We start from the raw sequence: 25,094 nt of genomic DNA on the forward strand, positions 1-25,094 counted from the left end.
TGCGGTACGCCGGATCAAATCGTCATTACGCGCCGAAGTGCGGGCGCCTTCCTTACGCCGCAGGCGCTTTCGGCGCGCGGTTGCGCGAGTTGCGCTGGAAGAACAGCGCCTGGCTCGCCACCGCCGACACCATTGCGGGCTGGAACGGCTTCGAGATCAGGAATGCCGGCTCGGGACGCTCGCCGGTGAGGAAGCGCTCCGGATAGGCGGTGATGAACACCACCGGCACCTCGAACGTGCGCAGGAGCTCGTTGACGGCGTCGAGACCCGAGGAGCCGTCGGCGAGCTGGATGTCGGCGAGGATCAGGCCCGGCCGCTTGTTCTTGGCCAGCGCCACCGCATCCGAATGGGTGCGGGCGACGCCGACGACGTTGTGGCCGAGGTTCTTCACCAGGCTCTCGAGGTCCATGGCGATGAAGGTCTCGTCCTCGATGATCAGCACCTCGGTGGCGATCTCGGCGGCCATCTCGCGTCCCGCGGCGTCGGCGAGACGGCGCGTCTCCGCGACATCGGTGCCGAGGATGAAGGCGACTTCCTCTTCCGAAAATCCTTCGAGCGACAGCAGCAGGAACGCCTGGCGCGGCAGCGGGGTGATGTTCGACAACCGCCGCTCCGGCGGCATCGGCAAGGTGGTGACTTCGGAGTCGTCGTTGACCGAGACCGAATTCCAGATCTGGGTGAACAGCCGGAACAGGCCGGCCCGCGGTCCGTGGCTCTCATCGAGCACGGAGGGATCGCCGAGCATGGCTTCCAACATGGCTGCGACATAGGCGTCGCCGGAGGCCTGGCTGCCCGTCAGGGCGCGTGCATACCGGCGCAATAACGGCAAGTGTTCAGCAACAAGCTGTGAACGGGACATCCCCACTCCATTCATCTTCGGGCCAATCCTCAAGTGGACCAAGCGTCAGTTACGGCAGAGGCCAGCCCGGACCTCCCCTGCTCGCCCTGACTTACGCCTGAAACCAAGAAAAGTTCCGCGGCGGCTGGAACTTTTTCTTCGCGCTTGCATTAGCCCAGTCCAGGGAACGGCTCCCGATTGAGAAAAAGTCTCTGTTTTGCAGTCACTTAACTCGGGGAAGCGTGGAACAGGTCATGAAAGATCTCAAGTCATGAAAGATCTAAAGTCTCAAGCCAGCAAGAACACGACCCCCGGCAAGGGTGGCCTCACGCCGGAGATTCAGTCCCGGATTGGGCACCAGTTGCGCGCCATGTACGACGATGTCGTGCGGCAGGGCGTTCCCGACCGGTTCGCGGAGCTCATAAAAAAGCTTGATGCGCCGGGCGCGACACCCCAGGTGGAAAACGATGGGGGAACCAACGACAACCATGGGAGGGACTAATGCCCCTCACTGAATCCCTGCGCGACGATATCCTGGCGGCCGTGCCGAGCCTGCGCGCCTTCGCCATCTCGCTTAGCGGCAACGCCGATCGCGCCGACGATCTGGTGCAGGAAACGTTGCTGCGGGCGCTCGCCAACATCGATTCGTTTCAGCCCGGCTCCAACCTGCCGGCGTGGCTGTTCACGATCCTTCGCAACCTGTTCCGCTCCGACTATCGCAAGCGGCGGCGGGAGGTGGAGGATGCGGAAGGCAACTACGCCAAGACGCTGAAGACGCAGCCGTCGCAGAACGCGCACCTCGAGTTCGAAGAGTTTCGCGCTGCGCTCGACAAGCTTCCGCAGGACCAGCGCGAAGCACTGATCCTGGTGGGTGCCTCCGGCTTCTCCTATGAGGACGCGGCTTCGATCTGCGGCTGCGCGGTCGGCACGATCAAGAGTCGCGTCAACCGCGCGCGCTCGAAGCTCGCGGCCCTGCTCTATGTCGACGGCGCCGAGGACTTCGGCCCGGACGAGACCGTGCGCGCCGTGATCGGCGGCAGCGGCGGCTAGCCGGCAGCAGTCAGAACAGCGAGGAAAGGTGGAGGTGGCCGCCTGATTGGGCGGCCGCCTCCACATGCGCGTCTTCCCTTCTCCCCTTCTTGTGGGAGAAGGTGGCGCGCGTAGCGCGCCGGATGAGGGGTCTCGCTCCGCGCGTGAACCTCTCGATTTGAGTTCGCGGATAGAACCCCTCATCCGGCGCTTCGCGCCACCTTCTCCCACAAGGGGAGAGGGAAAAGGAGCTCGCGGCAGCTTTTACCGCATCCAACTCTAGCGCACCGGCCGCACTGGCTGCGAGAATTTCTCGGTGCGGTCGCGCTCGGTCATGTCGACGACGGTCTCCATCGGCGCGGTCAGTTCGTAGATGTAGGAGGCGTCGGTGAAATAGCGTTTGGCGGCGCCCCCGAGCGCTTCGGGGGCGACGCGATCGAGCAGGATCAGACCGAAATCAGAATCGGGACGGCGCGTCGCCTCGCTGGTGTTGAACTCCTCCCAGCGGAAGTGGAAGATCTCCGCGCCCTCTTCGCCCGTCACCGTCCAGTTCGCGGTGATGTGCGGATGCTTGCCGACCAGCGACAACCCCTCGTCGGAATGCGAGGCGAGCTCGAAGAACAGCAGCGACAGGCTTTGCGCTGCGCGCGCGCTCACCGCGATGTCCGGACCGCTGACGGCGATGCGATCGGCATGTGGAATGGCGCGTGCCTCGAACAGGCCCTTCAGCTTGACACCCTGCCACTGGCTCTCGCTGAGCAGCGAGACCACGTTGGACATGGCGTGGATGCGCCCGATCAACAGCTCGCGCGCGACATCGATGTCGGAGCCGTGGCGCAGCGTGCGCGTCACGATCGACTGGATCACCGCCAGGATGTTCTTGACGCGATGATTCAGCTCGTCGATGACCGCGGTCAGGCGCCGCTCGAAGCCGATCCGCACCTGGATTTCCCGGCTGAGCCTCAGATTGTTGTAGGCGACATAACCGAACAGACCGCAGACCATCGCCGTGATGGCGAAGCCGATCGCCGCCACGATGACGGCGGTCTGCTCCGCGCGCCGTGCCGAATTGGTCTTGGCATAATAGCTGAACTGCCAGTCGCGGCCGCCGAAGCTCAGCGTGCGCGTCGCCGACGGCGCCGGCCCATCGGCCAACGCGAGGCGCGTGGAGACCACGCCCTGGTCATTGGCCACGAGCTCGCTGCCGTCCTTGCGCGGATCCTTCAGCGCCACGGAGAACAACGACAGATCGTCATTGGTCAGCATCAGCGAGGCGAGTTCGTAGGAAAACGTGATGAAGCCCGCCGGCTCGGTCGCGCCCTCGGGAATGACGGGCGCGGCCACGACGACGCCGACCGGCCCGTTGCCGCGCAGCAGCGGCACCGGGTCGGAGGCGACCGACCTCTTCTCGACCCTGGCCCGCGTCAGCATGGCGCTGAGAACCGGATCCTGATCGTAGCTGCGGCCGGGCAGCGCCTTGGTCTCGTCGCTGCGCGGCTCGAGGTCCATCAGCACATCGATCGGCTGGGTGACGGTGGCGGGATCGATCGGCTTGTCGTCGAAGGTGCGTATCTTCGGATTGGGAAAGCCCGCGCCCGCGATCGCCGTCTGCGCCGCGGCCAGCTCGTTTGGCTTGAGGCGGGCGATCCAGCCGGCCACCACGAAATCGGTCTTGAAGGCGTAGATGGCCGAGCGCAGCGGCTCCAGCATGTTGGGCTTGATCACGGACGGCGCGCGGAACAGGCCGGAGGCGACACGCGCGAGCAGCTCGCGCTCGGTCAGCCGGTCCTGCACCAGGCTCGCATGCACGTCGATGGCGCGCGCCAGCGCGATGCGGTCGAGCGCCAGCTCCTGGTCGTGCACGCGATAGGCCGCGAGCCCGGAGAGCAGGGCTCCGAGCAGGGCGATGAAGCCGATGATGAAACCCAGCCGGACCACGCGTCTACTCAGAAGAAAGTGGGAGGTCGGCAACAAACACGGAGCATATGAACGCCGCTCGAACGGCCAAGTGCCGAAACAGAGTGGACCTCAGTGACGAAGCCAATAATGAAGGAGGAGGCATCAGGACGCAACTTGGGTTGCCCGAAAAGCTTAATTCGCCCGGCCGAACGTCCGGCCAATACGGCTTTGCTCCGGGCACCAAGATCGTTAATCGCCATGGCGCAAATTTGTTCCGCGGATAAGTTTGGCCGCAGGCGTTAACGACCGGAAAAGCCTGCGTTATGTCGTCGCGCACCGCTAGCCGACCTTTCAAACCTCGCTCTTCAAACCCCCCTCTTCAAACCACCCTTGGCCTCGATGAAGCCGACGATGCGGTCGAGCCCCTCGCTCTTCTTCAGGTTGGTCATTACGAAGGGACGCTCGCCTCGCATCCGCTTGGCATCGGTCTGCATCTTCTCCAGGGAGGCGCCGACATGGGGCGCGAGGTCGATCTTGTTGATGACCAGGAGGTCGGACCGGGTGATGCCGGGGCCGCCCTTGGACGGAATCTTGTCGCCCGCCGCCACGTCGATGACATAGATCGTGAGATCGGCGAGCTCCGGGGAAAAAGTGGCAGCGAGATTGTCGCCGCCGGACTCGATCAGCACCAGGTCGAGATCGGGAAACTTTGCGCGCATGTCCGCTACGGCAGCGAGATTCATCGAGGCGTCCTCACGGATCGCGGTGTGCGGACAGCCGCCTGTCTCGACGCCGGCGATGCGGTCCGGCGTCAGCGAGCCCGAGCGCACCAGGAATTCCGCATCCCATTTGGTGTAGATATCGTTGGTGATCGCGGCGATGTCGTAGCGCTCGCGCATGGTCTTGCAGAGCAGGTCCATCAGCGCAGTCTTGCCCGATCCGACCGGGCCGCCGACACCGACGCGCAGGGGGCCGTGAGATTTAGCCATTGATCCGTTCCTATCGTCGTCCTGGCGAAAGCCAGGACCCATTACCACCGAACTCTATTGTCGCGGCAAGCTGAGGCCACACCGATGCATAGCCACGTGCATTCGTGGTTACGACCTGAACAGCCGCGTATATTGCGTCTCGTGGCGGAGACTGGCGAGGTCGGCGCGAAACGTCGCGCCGCCGAGATCGTCCAGCGTCGCAAGCAGAGCACGATTGGCGGTCGCGGCGACCGCAGCTTCCAGCCTCACCAGCACGCGCTGGCTGTCGGTCTGGCCGAGCGGAATGAGCCGGCTCGCCGCGGAGATCCAGTTCGAGACCAACGCGTGCAGGAAGGCGTGCAGCGTCGGCGCGAGCGGCACGCCATGGGCGGCCGCGACCACGCCGACAGCGACGGGATAGACCAATGGCGTGCGGCATGCCGCGACCATGGCATCCAGCCGGTCGGCATCCCACGCCGCTCGCGCGATGTCGACGAAGGCGCGCCCCTGCGAGGTCGTCTCGAGCTGCCGCTCGAGCGAGGGCACAAAGGCCGCAGCGAACTCTGCGATCTCGCATAGCGAGGCATCCTTGCCCGCCTCGGCGGCAAGATAGGCGTGGACGAGGAAGGTCGCGTCGCAGAAGCCCGAGCCGTCGCCGAGCATCGCGTCGAGCCAATCGGCGAGCGTCGCGGTGTCGACAATGTCGCCCGCCTCGACCGCCCATTCGATGCCGCTGGAATAAGAGAAGCCGCCGACGGGAAAGGCCGGCGATAGCCAGGTCATCAGACGATACAGCGCCGCCGCCTCATGCTCGGTCAAACGGCCGGCCTCGACCGGCTCATTTGTGGTCATGAGCATGGTTGTGGCCGTGGTGATGGTCCGGATGGTCGCAATGCTCATCGTGGTGATGATGATCGTGGCCGTGGTCATGCGCGGCATGATCATGATGATGGTGATCATGGCCGCGGTGATCGTGGTCATGATCGTGATGGTGATGGCCGTGATCATGATGCGCATGGTCATGCCCATGCGTGTGGTCATGCCCATGAGCTGCGTCGGCATAGGCGCCGCCTTCGGGATCGAATGGCGCCTCGATCTCGATCACGCGCGCACCCAGCCCTTTCACCATCGCCTCGATGACATGGTCGCGGCGGATGCGCAGGCTCTTGGCCATGATCTGCGTCGGCAGATGGCGGTTGCCGAGATGCCAGGCGACACGGATGAGGTGGTGCGGATCCCGGCCGCGGATCTCCAGCAGCGGCTCGGGCGCCGCGACCACCTCGACCAGCCGGCCGTCCTCCAGCACCAGGGCATCGCCGCCACGCAGGGCGACGGCGTTTTCGAGATCAAGCAGGAATTCGAGCCCGCGCGTGCCCGTCATCGCCATGCGACGGCGGTGCCGATCGTCGAAATCGAGCACGACCGTATCCGCCGCTGCTTCCGCGAAGCGGTGCTGTCCCCTAACCTGCGTCGCCCGGATCATATACTTTACCCTGTTACCTGGTCTCGACCTTTTCCGGCGTGATCACTTCGATCTTCGGCGGTGCCGTAAAACACTTCACAGCCACGCGGCCGAACGTCTTCATGTGCTCCATGGCACGATGCGGCACCAGCGCCTCGGCATTTTCCCACTGCTCGACGAACACCATCTTGGAGGGATCGGTGACGCTCTCATGCAAATCATAGGCGATGTTGCCGGGCTCCTTCCGCGTCTCCTTGATGCACGCGGTGGCGGCTGCGATGAATTCGGCGCGCGTTTCGGGCTTGATGGTCAAAGTGGCAACGACGTAGATCACGAGAAATCCTCCCGGCTTTTCTTCTGAGGTAAGATACCGGGCGCGACATTAGACCAGGCGGGATCGAACGCAAATCGGGAAAAGCTGCCTCCGGACCCTCCCCCCGGGACATACTTTTGGGACATGTGTTGAGGCGCTATTTCAGTACATGAAATATCGCTGCGCCATCGGCAGCACCTCGGCGGGCGCGCAGGTGAGCAACTCGCCGTCGGCGCGGACCTCGTAGGTCTCCGGATCGACCTCGATCTTGGGCGTGGCGTCGTTATGGATCATGCTCTTCTTGGAGATCTTTCCGCGGGTGTTCTGGACCGCATAGAGCTTCTTGTCGATACCAAGCTTCCGCGCAAGCCCGCCGGTGACGGCGGCCTTCGAGGTGAAGACGACGGAAGATGCCGTCCGCGCCTTGCCGAAGGCGCCGAACATCGGCTGGTAATGCACCGGCTGCGGCGTCGGGATCGAGGCGTTCGGATCGCCCATGGGTGCCGCCACGATCGAGCCGCCCTTGATGATGCAGTCCGGCTTGACGCCGAAGAAGGCGGGCGACCACAGCACGAGGTCGGCGAGCTTGCCTTTCTCCACCGAGCCGATCAGTTTTGAGACGCCATGCGCAATCGCCGGATTGATGGTGTACTTCGCGATGTAACGCCTGACGCGAAAGTTGTCGTTGTCCTTGCCCTTGTCCTGCGGCAGCGATCCGCGCTGCTTCTTCATCTTGTCCGCGGTCTGCCAGGTGCGGATGATGACCTCGCCGAGCCGGCCCATGGCCTGCGAGTCCGAGGACATCATCGAGAGCGCGCCGAGATCGTGCAGAATGTCTTCGGCTGCGATGGTCTCCTTCCGGATGCGGCTCTCGGCAAAGGCGAGGTCTTCCGCGATCGAGGGATCGAGGTGGTGGCACACCATCAGCATGTCGAGATGCTCGTCGATGGTGTTGCGGGTGAAGGGCCGCGTCGGGTTGGTCGAGGACGGCAGCACGTTCTTCAGGCCTGCGACCTTGATGATGTCGGGGGCGTGACCGCCGCCGGCGCCTTCGGTGTGGAAGGCATGGATGGTGCGGCCCTTGAAGGCCTTGATCGTGTCCTCGACGAAGCCGGATTCGTTCAGCGTGTCGGTGTGGATCATCACCTGGATGTCGTGATCGTCCGCAACCGACAGGCAGTTGTCGATCGCGGCCGGAGTGGTGCCCCAGTCCTCGTGCAGCTTCAGCGCGCAGGCGCCGGCCTTGATCATCTCGACCAGCGCGGCGGGCCGCGAGGCGTTGCCCTTGCCGGAGATACCGAGATTGACCGGGAAAGCGTCGAACGACTGGATCATCCGCGCGATGTGCCAGGGGCCCGGCGTGCAAGTGGTGGCGAAGGTGCCGTGCGAGGGACCGGTGCCGCCGCCAAGCATCGAGGTGACGCCGCTCATCAGCGCGTGCTCGATCTGCTGCGGGCAGATGAAGTGGATGTGGCTGTCGAAGCCACCGGCGGTGAGAATCTTGCCTTCGCCCGCGATCACGTCGGTGCCGGGGCCAATGATGATGGTGACGCCCGGCTGGATGTCGGGATTGCCTGCCTTGCCGATCGCCGAGATCATGCCGTCCTTGATGGCGACGTCGGCCTTCACGATGCCCCAGTGATCGACGATCAGCGCATTGGTGATGACCGTGTCGGCCGCGCCCTGCCGGTTGGTGACCTGCGACTGCCCCATGCCGTCGCGGATGACCTTGCCGCCGCCGAACTTCACCTCCTCGCCATAGGTGGTGAAATCCTTCTCGACCTCGATGATGAGGTCGGTGTCGGCCAGCCGCACCTTGTCGCCGGTGGTGGGGCCGAACATGTCGGCATAGACGCGTCGGGAAATTCTGGATGTCATTTTGAAGCCTTTGGTCTGTCGAGTGGCTTGCTACAGGCTGTTTGAAATTCGGTTATCTTGTCGAGACCGGCCTTGATACCGGACTGAATCGAACTGCCGCCGATCTTGAACTTGAGAATGCCCGTGTTGCTGAACAGGTCGAACGCCGGCGCATCCGTGCTGATCTGAAAACGGTATCCCCAGCCGCTGACGTCCGAACTGGTAATCGCGTCAAGACTTGATTTCTCAGGTCCGGGATTGAGTTCCACGGTTGGATAACTGTCGTCGACGACCAATTTGGCAATCGCGCTCCTCTCGTTCTTATCCACGATGACCTTGTCGACCTTCGCAAGGCCCGAACCGGCTTGGCACTCAAGAACGAGAGCTCCAAGCGCATCGGTCGCCTCATCGGTGTCCGCCGTATAGAGCATCAGCGTGTCGCCGACGGGCTTTGCCAGGCGCCATTTCGTTTCATCTGCGAAGGCTGCTCCGCAGATACAGCAAAGAATACCCGGGCAAGCGATGAACGCACCGACCACTCGCAGGACGTACCCGTTTGCACGAGATCCCGTGGCAGCACTCACAGCGTGCTCCTCGCAAGCGCGACTGTTTCATCGAAAATGCGATCCAGCACCACATTGGTGCCGCGGCAACCAGCCACAACCTTCTCGGAGAAGCTGAGATAGTCGACGAGGTCTTCGCGCTCTTCGGGGGTCGGTTCCGAGTGGATGCGTGCGCCGATATTGCTGATCTTGTCGGCGATCTTGATCAGCCTGGCGCCGGCCGACTTCTTCGGCGCATCCACCACCTGCCGGCGCCGCCGCTCGGCTTTCGGCAGGCTCATGTCGTCGGTGCATTCGACCACGAGCGCGGCGACACGCTCGGAAAACTTCTGCGCGAGCTCCTCGCGCGTGGTGTCGGTATCCTCGATCGCATCATGCAGCCAGCTGGCCGCAACCAGCTCGGCATCGGCACCATCGGTCGCGGCCGCAAGCAGGTTCGCGACCTCAGCCAGATGATTGATGTAAGGCTCATTGCCGCGGCCCTTGCGCGCCATGCCGTTGTGTCGGCGCGCGGCAAGCTCGGCAGCTTCGGAGATGAGGCGGACGGGTGACAGCATGGCAAGAACCTCCGTTTCCGCCTCAACCGTGCCGTTACGTACTTCGTTCCTGGACACGGCCTCTCCGTTCCCTCTCCCCTTGCGGGGGAGGGCTAGGGAGGGGGGTGCACCTTGCTCCGCGGCCTGCAGTATCGTGAGGGCAGCGCTCTCAGTGAAATCAATTTCGCCACGCAACTGGCTTGCGCGAGCGTGCACAATCACTCCTGCCAGAGCCCGGGGCTCACCCCCCTCCCCGACCCTTCCCCGCAAGGGGGGAGGGAGCGAGACAGCTGTGCTCACCTCACTGTGGATCACGGCACTCGCCTCGGCCTTGCCCTACAGCTTTCCCATCACGTCGCCTCGAAAACCGTAGATGGTCTTCTTGCCGGCCATGGCGACGAGTCGGACGTCGCGGGTCTGGCCGGGTTCGAAGCGGACGGCGGTGCCGGCGGCGATGTCGAGGCGCATGCCGCGCGCCTTCTTGCGGTCGAACTTCAGCGCGGGGTTGGTCTCGAAGAAATGGTAGTGCGAGCCGACCTGGATCGGGCGGTCGCCGGTGTTGGCGACCGTCAGCGTCACGGTCTTGCGGCCGGCGTTGAGCTCGATCTCGCCGTCCTGGATGAAGAGTTCACCGGGGATCATGTTGCGCTCCTACCTGATCGGCTCGTGCACGGTGACGAGTTTTGTCCCGTCCGGAAAGGTCGCCTCGACCTGGATGTCGTGGATCATCTCGGGGATACCCGGCATCACCTGGTCGCGGGTGAGCACCTGGGCGCCGGATTGCATCAGTTCGGCGACGGTGCGGCCGTCGCGCGCGCCTTCGAGAATGAAATCGGAGATGATCGCAACCGCCTCGGGATGGTTGAGCTTGACGCCGCGGTCGAGCCGCCGTCGCGCCACGATGGCCGCCATCGAAATCAGAAGCTTGTCCTTTTCGCGGGGAGACAGGTTCATGCGAAATCTCTTCCCTTCACATCGTCAATTCAGCCACAGCCGCGGCAAGGCCGCACCCGTGCGCGCCAGCACCGCCATCATGTCGGCGCGCAAGCGCGCCGCATCTTGGGCACAGAAGCGCGCCATTGCAAATCCGTTCCAGGCGGATATCCCGACCTCGCCGGCAAAAGAGTCCGCCGCCTCGCGGATGCGCTCGACCAGAGCCTCGTCGCCCGGCACGATCAGGGCCGTGCCGATCGCAGCCCCACCCTTGGCGACCGCTGGCCGCGCGAGCTTCTTGCCGATGTCGCCGTCAAGCCTGACGGTCTCGGCAAACACCAGCTTGCCGCCGCGGGAGAGGCGCCAGCGGTCGACGAACTCGCCCTGCTCCATGCGCTCGCCCATGGCGGTGCGGCCGAACACCACGATCTCGCAAAGCAGGAGCGACGCTGTCTCATCGAGCTCGATGTCGAAGCGGCGCTGCACGCGCGCGCGATCGAACAGGATCGTCTCCTGCGGCAGCCAGGAAAGATACGCGCCAGCGCCGACCTTCAAGGCGATGTTGAGCTGCGCCGCCGGCCCGGGCGCGCGATAGATCTTTTCCGCGGCCGCCGTGGTCAGCGTCAGCCGCGCGGCATCGGTCGCCGTGATCTCGATGTCGAAGCTATCGCCGCCGGCGACACCGCCAGCCGTGTTGACAAAGACGCCGGACATTCCCTCGCCCTCCGGCGAGGGAAATCGCACGCGCAGGGAGCCGGACTCATGCAGGGCTCCACGCCGCGTCACCCCATCCCTGGCATGCACGTCGAACCGCACCGCGCCGCGGGCGCGGTTGGCCTCGAACACGGAAGACTCCAACTCGGAAGAATTGGCTGATAGCTCGCTGCGCATCCGTCTCCCCAGCCGGTCGCCGCAGAATGTCCCGGCCTACAGCGCCATCTGGCGGCTGATTTCGCCCGGGTCGAGATTGCTGCGGTCGCAGGTGAATTTCACCGCACCGCGGTCCATCACGGCAAAACTGTCGCCGAGTTCGCAGGCAAAGTCGAGATATTGTTCGACCAGCACGATGGCGATGTTGCCGAGGTTGCGCAGGTAGGAGATGGCACGGCCGATGTCCTTGATGATCGAGGGCTGGATGCCCTCGGTCGGCTCGTCGAGCAGGAGCAGTTTTGGCCGCATCACCAGCGCGCGTCCGATCGCGAGCTGCTGCTGCTGGCCGCCGGAGAGGTCGCCGCCGCGCCGGCCGAGCATGGATTCCAGCACCGGAAACAACGAGAACACGTCGTCCGGAATGTGCTTGTCCTCGCGCTTGAGCGGACCGAAGCCGGTTCTGAGGTTCTCCTCGACCGTCAGCAGCGGAAAGATCTCGCGGCCCTGCGGCACGAAGCCGATGCCCTTGCGCGCCCGCTCATAGGGCTTGAGCGAGGTGATGTCGCTGCCGTCGAACACGATCGAGCCCGACGAGATCGGATACTGGCCGACCATGGCGCGCAAAAGCGAGGTCTTGCCGACGCCGTTGCGCCCGAGCACGCAGGTCACCTTGCCCGGCTCGGCCGAGATCGAGACGCCGCGCAGCGCCTGTGCCGCGCCGTAGAAGAGATTGATGTCCTTGACCTCGAGCATGCGTCAGCGTCCCAGATACACTTCGATGACCCGCTCGTTGGACGAGACCTGGTCGATGGTGCCCTCCGCAAGCACGGAGCCTTCGTGCAGGCAGGTGACCTTGACGCCGAGCTCGCGCACGAAGGTCATGTCGTGCTCGACCACCATGACGGTGTGGGTCTTGTTGATCTCCTTGAGCAGCTCCGCGGTGAGATGCGTCTCCACGTCCGTCATCCCGGCAACGGGCTCGTCGACCAGCAGCAGCTTCGGATCCTGCGCGAGCAGCATGCCGATCTCGAGCCACTGCTTCTGTCCATGGCTGAGGCTGCCGGCGAGGCGGTTGCGCGCGTCGGTAAGGCGGATCGTCTCCAGCACCTTGTCGATGCGCTCCGACTCCGCCCTGCTGCCGCGCCAGAACAGCGTTCCGCGCACGGAATGATCGACGTTGAGCGCGAGCAGCAGATTGTCCTGAACCGTCTGGCTCTCGAACACGGTCGGCTTCTGGAATTTGCGGCCAATTCCGAGCTCGGCGATCCGGGTCTCATCCAGCCGCGTCAGGTCGGTGACGCCGTCGAACAGCACAGTGCCCTCGTCGGGCTTGGTCTTGCCGGTGATGATGTCCATCATCGTGGTCTTGCCGGCACCGTTCGGGCCGATGATGGCGCGCATCTCGCCGGGCTCGAGCGTCAGCGACAAATTGTTGATGGCGTGGAAGCCATCGAACGAGACGTGCACGCCGTCGAGATAGAGCATTGCGGAAGTCGCGCGGGTGTCCATGACGTTCATGACCGCTTCTCCGCCAGCTTCGGCTCGGTGATGCCGTCTTCAGCCGCGGCGCTCGCAGCGGCCCCGGCCAGGCGTTTTTCTCTGGACGACTCCCACCAGGAATTGAAGGTGCCGACGATGCCTTTCGGCAACAGCAGCGTCACCAGGATGAACAGCGCACCCAGCATGAACAGCCAGTACGGCGCCAGCATGCCGGAGGTGAAGAACGTCTTGGCGTAGTTGACGACGACGGCGCCTAGCGCGGCGCCGATCAGCGTGCCGCGGCCGCCGACCGCGACCCAGATCACCGCCTCGATCGAGTTGCCCGGCGCGAATTCGCTCGGATTGATGATGCCGACCTGGGGCACGTAGAGCGCGCCGGCGACGCCGGCCATGCAGGCCGACACCGTGAACACGAACAGCTTGTAGGATTCGACGCGGTAGCCGAGGAAGCGCGTACGCGACTCCGCATCGCGTACCGCGATCAGCACCTTGCCGAGTTTGGAGGAGACGATGGCGCGGCAGACCAGGAAGCCGACGATCAGCGCCAGGCAGCTCAGCGCGAACAGCGCCGCACGCGTGCCCTCGGCCTGGACGTTGAAGCCGAGGATGTCCTTGAAGTCGGTCAGGCCGTTGTTGCCGCCGAAGCCGAAATCGTTGCGGAAGAACGCGAGCAGCAGCGCATAGGTCATCGCCTGCGTGATGATCGACAGGTACACGCCGGTGACGCGGGAGCGAAAGGCGAGCCAGCCGAAGCAGAAGGCGAGCAGACCCGGCACCACCAGCACCATCAGCGCCGCAAACCAGAACATGTCGAAGCCGTACCAGTACCAGGGCAGCTTCTCCCAGTTCAGGAACACCATGAAGTCCGGCAGGATCGGATTGCCGTAGACCCCGCGGGAGCCGATCTGCCGCATCAGGTACATGCCCATCGCGTAGCCGCCGAGCGCGAAGAACGCGCCGTGGCCGAGCGAGAGAATGCCGCAATAGCCCCAGATCAAATCGATCGACAACGCCAGGACGGCGTAGCAGACATATTTGCCCCACAGCGCGACGAGATAGGTCGGCACCTGGAGGAACGAGCTCGCGGGCAACAGCAGGTTGGAGAGCGGGATGAGGATCCCGCAGGCCGCGACGATGGCGAGGAAGATCGTCGCGCCGCGGTCCGGCGATCGCGTGAGCATGTGAGGGGTCATGCTTCCACCGCACGGCCCTTGAGCGCGAACAGGCCGCGCGGGCGCTTTTGAATGAACAGGATGATCAGAACCAGGATCGCGATCTTGCCGAGCACGGCGCCGGCGACCGGCTCCAGGAACTTGTTGGCGATGCCGAGCGTGAAGGCGCCGACGAGCGTGCCCCAGAGATTGCCGACGCCGCCGAACACCACGACCATGAAGCTGTCGATGATGTAGCTCTGGCCGAGATTGGGGCTGACATTGTCGATCTGCGACAGCGCCACGCCGGCGATGCCGGCGATGCCCGAGCCGAGGCCGAAGGTCAGCGCGTCGACGCGCGAGGTGGCGATGCCCATCGAGGCCGCCATACGGCGGTTCTGCGTCACCGCGCGCATCTCGAGGCCAAGCGCGGTGTAGCGCAGCATGGCGAGCAGGATCGCAAACACAGCGAGCGTGAAGACGAGGATCCAGAGCCGGTTGTACGTGATGGTGATCTGCCCGAGCTCGAAGGCGCCGCTCATCCAGGAGGGGTTGCCGACCTCGCGGTTGGTCGGGCCGAACACCGTGCGCACGGCCTGCTGCAGCACCAGCGACAGGCCCCAGGTCGCCAGCAGCGTCTCCAGGGGACGGCCATAGAGGAAGCGGATGATGCTGCGCTCAATCAAGACGCCGATCGCGCCGGCGACGAGGAAGGCAAGCGGCACGGCAATCAGCAGCGAATAGTCGAACAGGCCGGGATAGCGGGTGCGGATCACCTCCTGCACCACGAAGGTGGTGTAGGCCCCGATCATCACCATCTCGCCATGGGCCATGTTGATGACGCCCATCACACCGAAGGTAATCGCAAGCCCGATCGCCGCGAGCAGCAGCACCGAGCCGAGCGAGAGGCCGTACCAGGCGTTCTGCACCGTGGACCAGACCGCGAGCGAGCTCTGGATCGATCCGATCGCGCTTGCTGCCGCCTTGGTCACCGAAGCCGGCTGGTCGCCGCCGATGCCGGTGAGGAGCGCAAGCGCTTCCTGGTCGCCGCGCGCCTTGATGATGGCGACCGCCTCGAGCTTCTGCACCTCGGTGGCGTCGGATTTGTACAGCAGGATCGCCGCGCGGGCCTCGCCCAGCGCCGACTTGACCGACCTGTTGGTTTCCTTGGCGAGCGCGCTCTCGACGGCATCGAGCGCCGTCTCCTCATGCGACTTGAACACGGATTGCGCGGCCTGCAGGCGCGTCGCCAGATCCGGCGACTGCAGCGTCAGGCTGCCGAGCGCGGCATCGACGCTACGGCGCAGGCGGTTATTGAGGCGGACCGCGCTGGCGCTGTCGGGCACGCTGGCGACCGGCTGTCCGGTCGCGGCGTCGACCGATTTGCCGTCGGTGCCGGTGACATAGACCTTCTTGCTGTCGGGATCGGCCATCAGGCGGCCGTCCTGGAGCGCGCTGATGATCGAAAAGGCCAGCGGATTGCCGCTGCTCGCGATCACGCCGATCGCCTCCTCCGTATCGGAGAATTCGTCGTTGGCAAATTTGGCGACCGCATCCTCGAACGGACCGGCGAAAGCCGGCAGCGCGAACGCGACCAGGAGCAATGCGAGCAGAAGCGAGCAGAGTCGAGCGGACAGTTTGGCTGGCACAGTGAAAAACCCCGGCAGAAATGGGTGGAGGGGGCGGCGGGATCGCCGCCCTCTCCTAGCGTGCAATGGACCGTCAGACCTCGGTCGGGTGCCCCTGGATCAGGATCCCGAGCCGAGGCACTTGTTGGTCTTGACGTTGAAGTTGCCGCACTTCTTCTGGACCCAGTCGCCGATCAGGTCCTTGGAGCCGTCGAGCTCCTTCGACCAGGCGTCGCCCGGAACGAGGCTCGGAGTCTTCCAGACCACGTCGAACTGGCCGTTGCCCTTGATCTCGCCGATGAACACCGGCTTGGTGATGTGGTGGTTGGGCAGCATCTTCGATACGCCACCGGTCAGGTTCGGCGCTTCGATGCCGGGGAGCGCGTCGATCACCTTGTCCGGATCGGTCGACTTCACCTTCTCGACTGCCTTCACCCACATGTTGAAGCCGATCACGTGCGCTTCCATCGGATCGTTGGTCACGCGCTTCGGATTCTTGGTGTAGGTCTGCCAGTCCTTGATGAACTTCTCGTTCGCCGGATTCTTGATCGACTCGAAGTAGTTCCAGGCGGCGAGATGGCCGACCAGCGGCTTGGTGTCGATGCCGGCGAGCTCTTCCTCACCCACCGAGAACGCGACCACCGGGATGTCCTTCGCCTTGATGCCCTGGTTGCCGAGCTCCTTGTAGAAGGGAACGTTGGCGTCGCCGTTGATGGTCGAGACCACCGCGGTCTTCTTGCCGGCCGAGCCGAACTTCTTGATGTCGGCCACGATCGTCTGCCAGTCGGAGTGACCGAACGGCGTGTAGTTGATCATGATGTCTTCCTGGGCGACACCTTTCGACTTCAGATAGGCTTCCAGGATCTTGTTGGTGGTGCGCGGATAGACGTAGTCGGTGCCCGCGAGCACCCAGCGCTTCACCTTCTCTTCCTTCATCAGGTAGTCGACGGCAGGGATCGCCTGCTGGTTCGGCGCAGCACCCGTGTAGAACACGTTGCGCTCGCTCTCCTCACCCTCGTACTGCACGGGGTAGAACAGGATGTTGTTCAGCTCCTTGAACACCGGCAGCACGGACTTGCGGGACACCGAGGTCCAGCAGCCGAACACGACCGAGACCTTATCCTTGGTGATCAGCTCGCGCGCCTTCTCGGCGAACAGCGGCCAGTTGGAAGCGGGATCGACGACGACGGCCTCGAGCTTCTTGCCGAGCACGCCGCCCTTCTTGTTCTGCTCGTCGATCAGGAAGAGGATGGTGTCCTTCAGCGTGGTTTCGCTGATGGCCATGGTGCCGGACAGGGAATGAAGCACGCCGACCTTGATGGTGTCGTCCGCAGCCTTCGCACCGGTAAAGGAAGCCAGACCGAGCATCAGTCCGGCGGTCGCGGCGAGCACGCCGCGGCGGCTAAATGACGCCGCTATATCGTGAGTGGATTTGGTAAGCATGGGTCTATCATCTCCCTGACGCAGACGTGAAAAACGCTGCGAACGGCCCCACGGCCGCCAGCGATTAATGGATTCGCAAGAACCATGCCATGGGTTGATCACCCAATAAGCCGTTGTTTTATCTTTTGAATTTCCGTGAAATCGAAGTTTCGCCGCAGTCAATCTGCTCAAAACTTGAGCGAGTGAAATGTATGCTAATGCGGCAATCAGTCTAACTTTTGAGCAAAACAGTGCTTCTGTCTAAATTTCCGGCATAACTATTTTTGCACTGCAATCAGCAATGCCGGGCTACCTGCCTTGAAAGCGCCCCCTCGATGTTCCATATGACGGCCGAGAGTTCTTGCGAATCAAGGGCTCGTTGCGAGCCGCGTGTTCTTAAGCCCATTCGGGCCTCTGGCTTGCCCCATATCACCCAAGCCATCCGACACCCCAAACACGCAGGTGTCTTCCCGACACCCTTTTGCGCGCGCCCCGCTGACTGCGCCGGGCGTTCGCTTTTGACATGAAAGAACCCCTCTTTTGACTTCGTTTCAGGACTTCGGCCTCGCCGAACCCATCGCCCGCGCGCTTCGTGAAGAAAATTACGTCACCCCCACGCCGATCCAGGCCCAGACCATCCCGCTGGCCCTGACCGGCCGCGACGTGGTCGGCATCGCCCAGACCGGCACCGGCAAGACCGCGTCCTTCGCCCTGCCGATCCTGCACCGCCTGCTCGAGAACCGCATCAGGCCGCAGGCCAAGACTTGCCGCGTCCTCGTGCTGTCGCCGACCCGCGAACTGTCCGGCCAGATCCTCGACAGCTTCAATGCCTATGGCCGCCACATCCGCCTCACCTCGGCGCTCGCCATCGGCGGCGTGCCGATGGGCCGTCAGGTCCGCGCACTGATGCAGGGCGTCGAGGTCCTGGTCGCGACCCCCGGTCGCCTGCTCGACCTCGTGCAGAGCAACGGACTCAAGCTTTCGAGCGTCGAGTTCCTCGTGCTCGACGAGGCCGATCGCATGCTCGACATGGGCTTCATCAACGACATCCGCAAAATCGTCGCCAAGCTGCCGATCAAGCGGCAGACGCTGTTCTTCTCGGCTACCATGCCGAAGGACATCGCCGAGCTTGCGGACTCGATGCTCCGTGACCCCGCCCGCGTCGCGGTGACCCCGGTCTCCTCGACCGCCGAGCGGATCAACCAGCGCATCCTCCAGGTCGACTTCTCGGCGAAGCCCGCCTTCCTGACCAAGCTCCTGAAGGACGAGCCGATCAATCGCGCGCTGGTCTTCACCCGCACCAAGCACGGCGCGGACAAGGTCGTGAAGACGCTGGCCAAGGCCGGCATCGCCGCGAACGCGATCCACGGCAACAAGTCGCAGAACCATCGCGAGCGCACGCTCGCCCAGTTCCGGTCCGGCGAGATCCGCACCCTGGTCGCCACCGACATCGCCGCCCGCGGCATCGACGTCGACGGCATCAGCCACGTCATCAATTTCGACCTGCCCAACGTCCCCGAGACCTATGTGCACCGCATCGGCCGCACCGCGCGCGCCGGTGCCGACGGCACTGCGATCTCGCTGGTCGCGGGCGGCGAGGAACTTAGCTATCTCCGCGACATTGAGCGGTTGATCCGGGTGGCGCTGCCGCGGGAGGATCATCGCACCGATGCCGGCCGCGAGGCCGCTCATGCTCCGTCTCCCGCGGCTTCGCAGCATCACCGGCCGGGCCGGTCCGGTCGCCCTGGCCAGCGGCCGCAGGGCGCAAGACACGGTGATGGTCGGCATGGCGAAGGACGGCATGTCGAGGGCAGACCTGTTGATGGCCGGCCCGGCGATGCCCACAAGTCGTCGAAGGGGTCTCGCCGCCGCCGTCGTTCCGGTGGTAAGGTGAACTCCTCACCAGCCGATCGGTCGGAACAGCGTCCCGCGCATAGCGCCGGCAAGCCTGATGGAATACAAGGCGTTGCCTTTTTGCGTCGCGAGAGTCGTCCCAACGGCCGACCGAACCGCAATCCACATTCGCACTAGCCGTCCACGACCTGGAGACCAATCAAATGGCTAAGGAAGAGCTGATCCAGTTCGAAGGACTGGTGACCGAAATCCTCCCCGATGCGCGCTACCGCGTCCAGCTCGACACCGGGCACGAGATCGTGGCCTACACCGCCGGCAAGATGAAGAAGAATCGCATCAAGACCCTGGCGGGCGACCGCGTCACGGTCGAGATGTCGCCCTATGATTTGGAGAAGGGCCGCCTGATTTTCCGCCACAAGGACGAACGTCCCTCGACGCCCGGCGGCCCGCCGCGGGGTGCTGCGCGCGGAGGTCAGTTCCGCCGCCGCTAACCAGCCCTCTGGCGCCTAGGCGCGGAACTAGAATGCTGACCTGTATGCTGATCGGCCGCGCGAATCGCGGCCGATCAAAAAATCGTGCGCGTCAGGATTGTTTTGAAGCCCTATTTCCAATAAAATCAAACAATCGATTTTCGGCCGGACGACATTAGCATCCACCGGTACAGCCGGTTCAGACACGCTGACGACCCTTCCAAAAATTCGATCTAACCTGCCTGCGCGAGCGGGCTCAGACACTGCATATTTGAGAAGGGACTACCCCCGTGAGCATGGGAACCGTGAAGTGGTTTAACGCGACCAAGGGCTATGGCTTCATTGCGCCGGACGATGGCGGCGCCGACGTGTTCGTTCACATCAGCGCCGTGGAGCGCGCCGGTCTCGGCACGCTGCGCGAAGGCCAGAAGCTCTCCTACGAGATCGTCGCCGATCGCCGTTCGGGCAAGTCGGCAGCGGACAACCTCCGCACCGCCGGTTGAGCCTCGGGGCCTTAAGGCCCTGATCGGCTCGTGCGAACCAACCAAAGGAAAAGGCCGTGCGCAACGCACGGCCTTTTTTCATGCGACGCTACTCGCCGATACCGGCGAGCTCGCTCATCGTGCGATTTTCAGCACGCCGTCGGGACGCCGCCATAGGCGATGCAAGCTGCCTGGCGCGGCCGCGTGTAAGACACATCGCTCAGCGTGATGCCCGTCTTCAAGACGAATTTGACCGAAGGCGTGTAGGTGTAGCTAACCTGGCTGAAGATCAGGTAGGTCGACGGAATCAGGAGCGTTGGCGGAATCATCGTGGTGACCGTGGTGTTAGCCGCCAGAGCCGGAGGCGGAGCCGTCAGCGTGGCTTGCGTCGCACCGCTCGTGATGATGGCGGACTTGCTCCATTGAATGACCGCCTTGCTGTTGGCGTCGATATAGATCTGAGCGATCGTGCCGCTCACGGGCGTATCGTCGTAAGGCGCCACGATCGAGATGCTCGCCGTGAACGTGTTCTGCAGGTTGGCATCGGTTACCGTTCCCGCGGACTGCGACGTCAGATCGGACAGGGTTCGTGCAATCAAGGTGACCTTGCGGTCGATCGCCACCCCAGACGAAAGCTCGACCGTTCCGAAGAAGGTCACGAGCATCAGAGGCACGATCATCGCGAATTCGGTCGCAGCGAGCGCCCTGCTGTCCGCAAGGAACGCAGACATCCGGCCATCTCGCAAGAATTTCACAATCGCCTGCATGGTTCTGCTCAGATCCGACAGTGTTAGAAGGGCTCGTTCTGGAATACGGCCGACGCAACGAGAAGAAACTTATTGTTGCAGGAGATGTTGTAGCCGAGCCCGGTCACAAAAAGCGGCCATATGTAGTAGAGCCGCACCACGACGACCTGGCTGGAGGTCCCGGGACTGAATCCCATGCTGGTGGTGTTGAGATTGCAGGACGCATCAAGCTTGGCGGCGGCAGGTATCGATGCGAAGGAGTTTGAATAGCTCTCGACGTCGACGATGAGACTGTTGCAGTCAAACAGCGCCGGGATCTGGCTGCAGACGTAGTTCTTGAACGTCGCCTGCGTGCACGGTGTACTCACGGAGTTCACCGCACAGAGCGCCACCGTGCCGGACTGCGACTGGCCGGTCAGAACCACGCGCGCGGAATTCTGCGTGATGGTCTCGAGCACCTGGCTCGCGAAGAACATCAGCGCAGTCTCGATGATCGCGAACAGGAGCGCGAAGAACATCGGGGCGACCAGCGCAAACTCGACGGCCGCGGATCCACGGCGGTTGCCGCGAAAGCGGCGCAGCGCGGTCCGGAGCGTGAACCTCGAAGGTGCAGGCGATGGCATCGCGTCAAATTCCCCAGCAGTTGCGATCATCTGCCCGATCAATAGCGAAAACTGATTGTTTAAGTGTTTCAGACAATCCGTCCGCGGCGGACCGCGCCCTTGACGATGCGTTAACCACGCTGGTGTGCGGCACGCATCATCCTCCGCGCGCATGAGAGCATCCGAGCGGGACCCATCGATCCCGCCCGGATGACTTGCCTGCTGGCTTTGTCAGTTGGTCTCTTTAGTTAGTCTTGGCGGCCGCGCCGGCGTTGCCGCTGGCGGAGTTGCTCAGCGAGCCGGCCTGGCTCATCGTGGTGTTGAAGAAGTTGTCGCTATCGCCGAGCGTCACGCGGCGCTGGCAAATCGGCATGCAGCTATAGGACTCGCGTTCGATCCCGCGATAGACGGTGACGAGCCGGTCACTCGGGCCTTCGACCTGGATCTGGCGGTCGACCAGGATCTCGCCGGCCCTGTCGAGCGCGATGAAATTGGTGGCGCCGTAGCCCTTCCCGGTCACGACGATCATGCCGCCCGGCTGGAGCGTGACGTCGGCGATCAGGGGATTGCCGACCACGATGGTGGCGACCTTGCCCGACAGCCTGACGAGCTTGGCCTGATCGACATTGACGGCAATGGTGTCGGCACTGGATTCGGCGAGGCCGGCAGCGGGTGACGCCAGCACGGCGGCCGCGACCAGAAGACAGACGCGCGCATGACGGCGCAGCAACTCTTTACGCATACTCTACTCCCGGGACGTCACATACCGGCAGAAGCGATACCGAGGCGGAGCCGGCGCCCGACCCCTCTAGCCTGCCCTTAATTCGTGAACGTTCCGCAAATTTGCCGACTATTGTTTGAACGGCCTTGCGTTTTACAGCGCTTCAGGCCGGACCATTGCTATTGACGGAAAGGATAAGCGAGCTGGCCCGCGATCTCCTTCGGCATCGTCGCTTCGTCCTTGCCGTATTCCTGCGGCAGTTCACCCTCCGGCATACGGAAGGTGCCGAACAGCACATCCCAGATCGGGAAGGTCCCGGCAAAATTGGTGTCACCGCCCTCTTCGAGCGAGGTGTGGTGCCAGCGGTGGAACACCGGCGTCGCCAGCACGTATTTGAACGGCCCGAAGGTCCAGTTCAGGTTAGCGTGCACGAATGCCGAATGGAAGGTGGTGAACGGGCCGACCCAGATCATGACGTTCGGCGAAATGCCGGCCATCAGCAGCACGACGTCAACGCCGATCGTGCCGAGCATGAGGTTGACGGGATGGAAGCGGGCCGCGGAGATCCACCCGAGCTCCTCCGAGGAGTGATGGATCGCGTGGTACTTCCAGAACCCGCCGCCGTGAAACAGCCGATGCAGCCAGTACAGCATGAAATCGGAAAGGACCAGGAACAGTGCGCCCTGCACCCACAGCGGAAGCTGCGACAGTGGGCCGTGGCCGTTGTCGTAGAAGGCAATGAGCTCGTCTGCATCGTGAATGTTGAAGACGACGCTGGCGCCGACGATCAACAATCCGATCCGCATCGTGCGGGCGAACACCGGAACGAAGAACCAGTAGCAGATGTCGGTCACGATCTCCCGCTTGCGCCACCACGGCGCGCCGGGATTGCAGGCCCAGAAGTGCTCGAGCACCGTGAACACCAGTGCGAGCAGGAGCGTGATGGGCACGACCTTCTCGATGGTCTCGCCGAGCATCAAGGCGACTTGCATGGGCAGGCTCGACATCGTCGCCATTCCTTCCAGTTCGTGGCGCCTTCAGGCGTACTCTGCGAACTTTAAGGGAGGGTGAAGCCGCCGCCGGTTATCTCTTTCGGTGCGCCGCGAACAGGGTCGGATTCCGCGGATGTCTTAAGGTCAAATTCACTCTGGCGAAAAGCATCGCCCAGCATTCGAGTTTACGCGATCGGATTAACCCTACCGAAAGAGCTCGGCTCCCATCTTCGAGCGCGTAGAGGACAGCGCCTGACCGAGGCCGACACACCTGAGATGGAGTTTAGCTCATGAAGAACCTTATTGCGCGTTTCGTGAAGGATGAATCCGGTGCCACCGCGATCGAATACGGTCTGATTGCCGCTGGCATCGCGCTCGCAATCATCACCGTGGTCAACAGCCTCGGCACCACGATGAACGCGAAGTTCGGCTCGATCAGCTCCTCGCTGAAATAAGCGGCGGACAGGCCGCAGCAAAAGCCCCGGACCTCCGGGGCCTTTGTTTTTCTGGATACATCGAGTTCCCGTAGTGTTGCGTAAGTACAGGACCGATGCCGCGTTTGCGGCAAACGAAGCGGAAACGGTGCGGACCGACGCGCCGGCCTACTGGGTTTGCCTCGCGCTGCTGCTCGCGGTGGTCGCGCTCGCGGCGCGAATTGCCAGCATCTGGTGAGTCAGCCCGCACCCGGATTTTCCCGGCGTCGAGGTCGCGATCGCCGTTGTCGGTTTCTTTAGCACTCCCCGCTAGCGTGCGGCGACGTCCCGATCCCGCGACAGATGCGCTGATCCCAGGAAGCAGCCCATGATCCTCGACCTCGCGCGCCTTATGCTGTTCCCGGCCCTGATGGCGTTCGCGGCGGCGAGCGATCTCTTCACGATGACGATCTCGAACCGCGTGTCGCTGGCGCTGGTCGCCGGCTTCTTCGTGCTCGCCATTGCCGGTGGCATGGCACCTTACGACATGCTGACCCATGTCGGCGCCGGTGCGCTCATGCTGGTGGTGGCCTTCACCTGCTTCGCGATGGGTTGGGTCGGCGGCGGCGACGCGAAGGTTGCTGCCTCCGTCGCGCTCTGGTTCGGCTTCGCGCAGCTGATGAACTTCCTGCTCTACGCCTCGCTGTTCGGCGGGGCACTCACGCTGCTGTTGCTCCAGTTCCGGCAATGGCCGTTGCCGTACGGGCTTGCCGGCCAGGCCTGGCTGGCGCGGCTGCATGCCAAGGAGAGCGGCATCCCCTACGGCATCGCGCTCGCGACGAGCGCACTGATGGTCTACCCGGACACCGAGTGGGTGAAGGCGATCGATCTCGTCCACCTCGCACTGCGCTGAACGCACGGCATAAACCCGGCGTTAAGGCGATTTAGATACGCCTCATTAACCATGCTTTGACGAATAGCTGGTCAACTGCCCATCACGGCGGCGGCAGCGTCGCGGCGTTCTTGTTGGAAAGTGAAGCGTATGAATAGGGCACGCATTGTCGTCCTGACGGTCGCTATCTGCGCCGGCGGTGTCGCCGCGTACCTCGCGAGCGGTTCGGACAATTCTGCGCCGCCCCCCGCCGCTCCGGTCGCGCAGCTTCCGACCGTCGACGTGCTGGTGGCCAAGAACGACATCGGCCTCGGCCAGACAGTGAAGCCGGAAGACGTGCAATGGCAGACCTGGCCGGCAGCGACCGCCAGCCCCACCTTCATCCGCCGCAACGAACGCCCCGAGGGCGTGACCCAGGTCACCGGTTCGATCGCCCGGGCGCCCTTCATCCAGGGCGAGCCGATCCGCGACCAGAAGCTGGTGAAGGCCGAGGGCTCCGGTTTCATGGCAGCAATCCTGCCGAGCGGCATGCGCGCCGTCTCGACCGAGATCTCGCCGGAAACGGGCGCCGGCGGCTTCATCCTGCCTAACGACCGCGTCGACGTGCTTCTGACTCGCCGCCTCAAGAATCCGGACCAGAGCGCCGGCGGCCAGGACATCGTCACCTCCGAGATCATTTTGGTCAATGTCCGCGTCCTGGCCATCGACCAGGCGCCGAAGGAGAAGGACGGGCAGAGCGCGGTGGTCGGCAAGACCGTCACCCTCGAGCTCAATCCCGTGCAGACCAGGCTGCTTTCGGCCGCTCGCCAGAGCGGCACGCTGTCGCTGGCACTACGCAGCATCGCCGACGTCAAGATGAGTGAGATCACGCTCGATGAGTCCTCGCAGAACCGCGAGGGTGTTTCGATCATTCGCTACGGCATTCAAAGTCAGACGGCGAAAGCACGATGAGG

At 63.6% G+C, this 25,094-nt stretch carries 30 protein-coding genes; 9 read left to right on the forward strand and 21 right to left on the reverse strand.

Annotated features, from left to right (window positions below):
* Positions 1–52: 52 nt before the first annotated feature.
* Complete coding sequence (locus tag K289_RS0124310) at positions 53–859, reverse strand: response regulator (protein WP_027553934.1); 807 nt, start codon at positions 857–859, stop codon at positions 53–55.
* Positions 860–1,109: 250 nt separating this feature from the next.
* Here K289_RS0124310 and K289_RS0124315 point away from each other — a divergent pair, with 250 nt between their 5' ends.
* Positions 1,110–1,340, forward strand: coding sequence for a NepR family anti-sigma factor (locus tag K289_RS0124315; protein WP_027553935.1), 231 nt, complete (start codon positions 1,110–1,112; stop codon positions 1,338–1,340).
* Complete coding sequence (locus tag K289_RS0124320; RefSeq protein WP_027521710.1) at positions 1,340–1,888, forward strand: sigma-70 family RNA polymerase sigma factor; 549 nt, start codon at positions 1,340–1,342, stop codon at positions 1,886–1,888. The genes K289_RS0124315 and K289_RS0124320 overlap by 1 nt, the downstream gene beginning before the upstream one ends.
* Positions 1,889–2,146: 258 nt before the next feature.
* On the opposite strand, the gene K289_RS0124325 is transcribed toward K289_RS0124320, so the two are convergent.
* The 16 genes from K289_RS0124325 to urtA form a co-directional block, all read right to left on the reverse strand.
* Positions 2,147–3,805 (reverse strand): HWE histidine kinase domain-containing protein, encoded by a 1,659-nt coding sequence (locus K289_RS0124325; RefSeq protein WP_027553937.1) that lies wholly within the window; start codon positions 3,803–3,805, stop codon positions 2,147–2,149.
* Between the two features lie 326 nt (positions 3,806–4,131).
* Positions 4,132–4,755 carry an urease accessory protein UreG gene (gene ureG / locus K289_RS0124330; RefSeq protein ID WP_027553938.1) on the reverse strand — a complete coding sequence of 208 codons (624 nt, stop codon included), beginning with the start codon at positions 4,753–4,755 and terminating at the stop codon, positions 4,132–4,134.
* Between the two features lie 108 nt (positions 4,756–4,863).
* The gene (locus tag K289_RS0124335) at positions 4,864–5,592 is read right to left on the reverse strand and encodes an urease accessory protein UreF (RefSeq protein WP_084788697.1); all 729 of its coding nucleotides are present in this window, start codon (positions 5,590–5,592) and stop codon (positions 4,864–4,866) included.
* Entirely contained in the window at positions 5,573–6,217 is a 645-nt protein-coding gene (gene ureE / locus K289_RS48895) for an urease accessory protein UreE (protein ID WP_084788698.1), read from the reverse strand. Before ureE ends, K289_RS0124335 begins: the two co-directional genes overlap by 20 nt.
* Before the next feature lie 13 nt (positions 6,218–6,230).
* A complete protein-coding gene (locus K289_RS0124345) occupies positions 6,231–6,530 on the reverse strand; it encodes a putative quinol monooxygenase (RefSeq protein WP_027553941.1) in 300 nt (99 codons plus the stop codon).
* Positions 6,531–6,671: 141 nt separating this feature from the next.
* Positions 6,672–8,387, reverse strand: a complete 1,716-nt coding sequence (ureC, locus tag K289_RS0124350) for an urease subunit alpha (RefSeq protein WP_027553942.1) — start codon at positions 8,385–8,387, stop codon at positions 6,672–6,674.
* Positions 8,384–8,950 (reverse strand): hypothetical protein, encoded by a 567-nt coding sequence (locus K289_RS0124355; RefSeq protein WP_145927459.1) that lies wholly within the window; start codon positions 8,948–8,950, stop codon positions 8,384–8,386. The genes ureC and K289_RS0124355 overlap by 4 nt, the downstream gene beginning before the upstream one ends.
* On the reverse strand, positions 8,947–9,486 hold the full coding sequence (locus K289_RS0124360; RefSeq protein WP_027553944.1) for an HD domain-containing protein: 540 nt from the start codon (positions 9,484–9,486) through the stop codon (positions 8,947–8,949). Before K289_RS0124360 ends, K289_RS0124355 begins: the two co-directional genes overlap by 4 nt.
* A 315-nt stretch (positions 9,487–9,801) precedes the next feature.
* The gene (locus tag K289_RS0124365) at positions 9,802–10,104 is read right to left on the reverse strand and encodes an urease subunit beta (protein WP_371260848.1); all 303 of its coding nucleotides are present in this window, start codon (positions 10,102–10,104) and stop codon (positions 9,802–9,804) included.
* A gap of 12 nt (positions 10,105–10,116) precedes the next feature.
* Entirely contained in the window at positions 10,117–10,419 is a 303-nt protein-coding gene (locus tag K289_RS0124370; RefSeq protein WP_027553946.1) for an urease subunit gamma, read from the reverse strand.
* A 24-nt stretch (positions 10,420–10,443) separates the two neighbouring features.
* The gene (locus tag K289_RS0124375; RefSeq protein WP_027553947.1) at positions 10,444–11,289 is read right to left on the reverse strand and encodes an urease accessory protein UreD; all 846 of its coding nucleotides are present in this window, start codon (positions 11,287–11,289) and stop codon (positions 10,444–10,446) included.
* Between the two features lie 36 nt (positions 11,290–11,325).
* The gene (gene urtE, locus K289_RS0124380) at positions 11,326–12,021 is read right to left on the reverse strand and encodes an urea ABC transporter ATP-binding subunit UrtE (protein ID WP_027553948.1); all 696 of its coding nucleotides are present in this window, start codon (positions 12,019–12,021) and stop codon (positions 11,326–11,328) included.
* A gap of 3 nt (positions 12,022–12,024) precedes the next feature.
* Positions 12,025–12,786, reverse strand: coding sequence for an urea ABC transporter ATP-binding protein UrtD (gene urtD, locus K289_RS0124385; protein ID WP_027553949.1), 762 nt, complete (start codon positions 12,784–12,786; stop codon positions 12,025–12,027).
* Positions 12,783–13,961 (reverse strand): urea ABC transporter permease subunit UrtC, encoded by a 1,179-nt coding sequence (gene urtC, locus K289_RS0124390; protein WP_027553950.1) that lies wholly within the window; start codon positions 13,959–13,961, stop codon positions 12,783–12,785. Before urtC ends, urtD begins: the two co-directional genes overlap by 4 nt.
* Entirely contained in the window at positions 13,958–15,568 is a 1,611-nt protein-coding gene (urtB, locus tag K289_RS0124395; RefSeq protein ID WP_027553951.1) for an urea ABC transporter permease subunit UrtB, read from the reverse strand. Before urtB ends, urtC begins: the two co-directional genes overlap by 4 nt.
* Positions 15,569–15,667: 99 nt before the next feature.
* Positions 15,668–16,990, reverse strand: a complete 1,323-nt coding sequence (urtA, locus tag K289_RS0124400; RefSeq protein WP_027553952.1) for an urea ABC transporter substrate-binding protein — start codon at positions 16,988–16,990, stop codon at positions 15,668–15,670.
* Positions 16,991–17,509: 519 nt separating this feature from the next.
* Between urtA and K289_RS0124405 the strand changes: the two genes are divergently transcribed.
* From K289_RS0124405 to K289_RS0124415, 3 genes are all read left to right on the forward strand, one after another.
* Entirely contained in the window at positions 17,510–19,000 is a 1,491-nt protein-coding gene (locus K289_RS0124405; protein WP_027553953.1) for a DEAD/DEAH box helicase, read from the forward strand.
* 26 nt (positions 19,001–19,026) lie between these two features.
* On the forward strand, positions 19,027–19,314 hold the full coding sequence (gene infA, locus K289_RS0124410; RefSeq protein WP_027553954.1) for a translation initiation factor IF-1: 288 nt from the start codon (positions 19,027–19,029) through the stop codon (positions 19,312–19,314).
* A 269-nt stretch (positions 19,315–19,583) separates the two neighbouring features.
* The gene (locus tag K289_RS0124415; protein ID WP_027553955.1) at positions 19,584–19,796 is read left to right on the forward strand and encodes a cold-shock protein; all 213 of its coding nucleotides are present in this window, start codon (positions 19,584–19,586) and stop codon (positions 19,794–19,796) included.
* Between the two features lie 128 nt (positions 19,797–19,924).
* Here K289_RS0124415 and K289_RS0124420 read toward each other — a convergent pair whose 3' ends face one another.
* The 4 genes from K289_RS0124420 to K289_RS0124435 form a co-directional block, all read right to left on the reverse strand.
* Positions 19,925–20,506, reverse strand: coding sequence for a TadE/TadG family type IV pilus assembly protein (locus tag K289_RS0124420; protein WP_245283986.1), 582 nt, complete (start codon positions 20,504–20,506; stop codon positions 19,925–19,927).
* Between the two features lie 59 nt (positions 20,507–20,565).
* Positions 20,566–21,144: a TadE/TadG family type IV pilus assembly protein gene (locus K289_RS0124425; protein ID WP_027553957.1), complete on the reverse strand. Its 579-nt coding sequence runs from the start codon at positions 21,142–21,144 to the stop codon at positions 20,566–20,568.
* A gap of 223 nt (positions 21,145–21,367) precedes the next feature.
* Positions 21,368–21,865 (reverse strand): pilus assembly protein N-terminal domain-containing protein, encoded by a 498-nt coding sequence (locus K289_RS0124430; RefSeq protein WP_027553958.1) that lies wholly within the window; start codon positions 21,863–21,865, stop codon positions 21,368–21,370.
* A 158-nt stretch (positions 21,866–22,023) separates the two neighbouring features.
* Positions 22,024–22,851: a sterol desaturase family protein gene (locus K289_RS0124435; protein WP_027553959.1), complete on the reverse strand. Its 828-nt coding sequence runs from the start codon at positions 22,849–22,851 to the stop codon at positions 22,024–22,026.
* 275 nt (positions 22,852–23,126) lie between these two features.
* Between K289_RS0124435 and K289_RS0124440 the strand changes: the two genes are divergently transcribed.
* The 4 genes from K289_RS0124440 to cpaB all read left to right on the forward strand — a co-directional run bounded on the left by K289_RS0124440 (position 23,127) and on the right by cpaB (position 25,092).
* A complete protein-coding gene (locus K289_RS0124440) occupies positions 23,127–23,291 on the forward strand; it encodes a Flp family type IVb pilin (RefSeq protein WP_027553960.1) in 165 nt (54 codons plus the stop codon).
* Positions 23,292–23,367: 76 nt separating this feature from the next.
* A complete protein-coding gene (locus K289_RS50670) occupies positions 23,368–23,508 on the forward strand; it encodes a hypothetical protein (protein WP_198024755.1) in 141 nt (46 codons plus the stop codon).
* Positions 23,509–23,637: 129 nt separating this feature from the next.
* The gene (locus K289_RS0124450) at positions 23,638–24,162 is read left to right on the forward strand and encodes a prepilin peptidase (protein ID WP_027553961.1); all 525 of its coding nucleotides are present in this window, start codon (positions 23,638–23,640) and stop codon (positions 24,160–24,162) included.
* A 129-nt stretch (positions 24,163–24,291) separates the two neighbouring features.
* Positions 24,292–25,092: a Flp pilus assembly protein CpaB gene (gene cpaB, locus K289_RS0124455; protein ID WP_027553962.1), complete on the forward strand. Its 801-nt coding sequence runs from the start codon at positions 24,292–24,294 to the stop codon at positions 25,090–25,092.
* Positions 25,093–25,094: the final 2 nt, after the last annotated feature.

Origin of the sequence: Bradyrhizobium sp. Cp5.3, assembly GCF_000426265.1 — a bacterium.
GTDB lineage: Bacteria > Pseudomonadota > Alphaproteobacteria > Rhizobiales > Xanthobacteraceae > Bradyrhizobium > Bradyrhizobium neotropicale.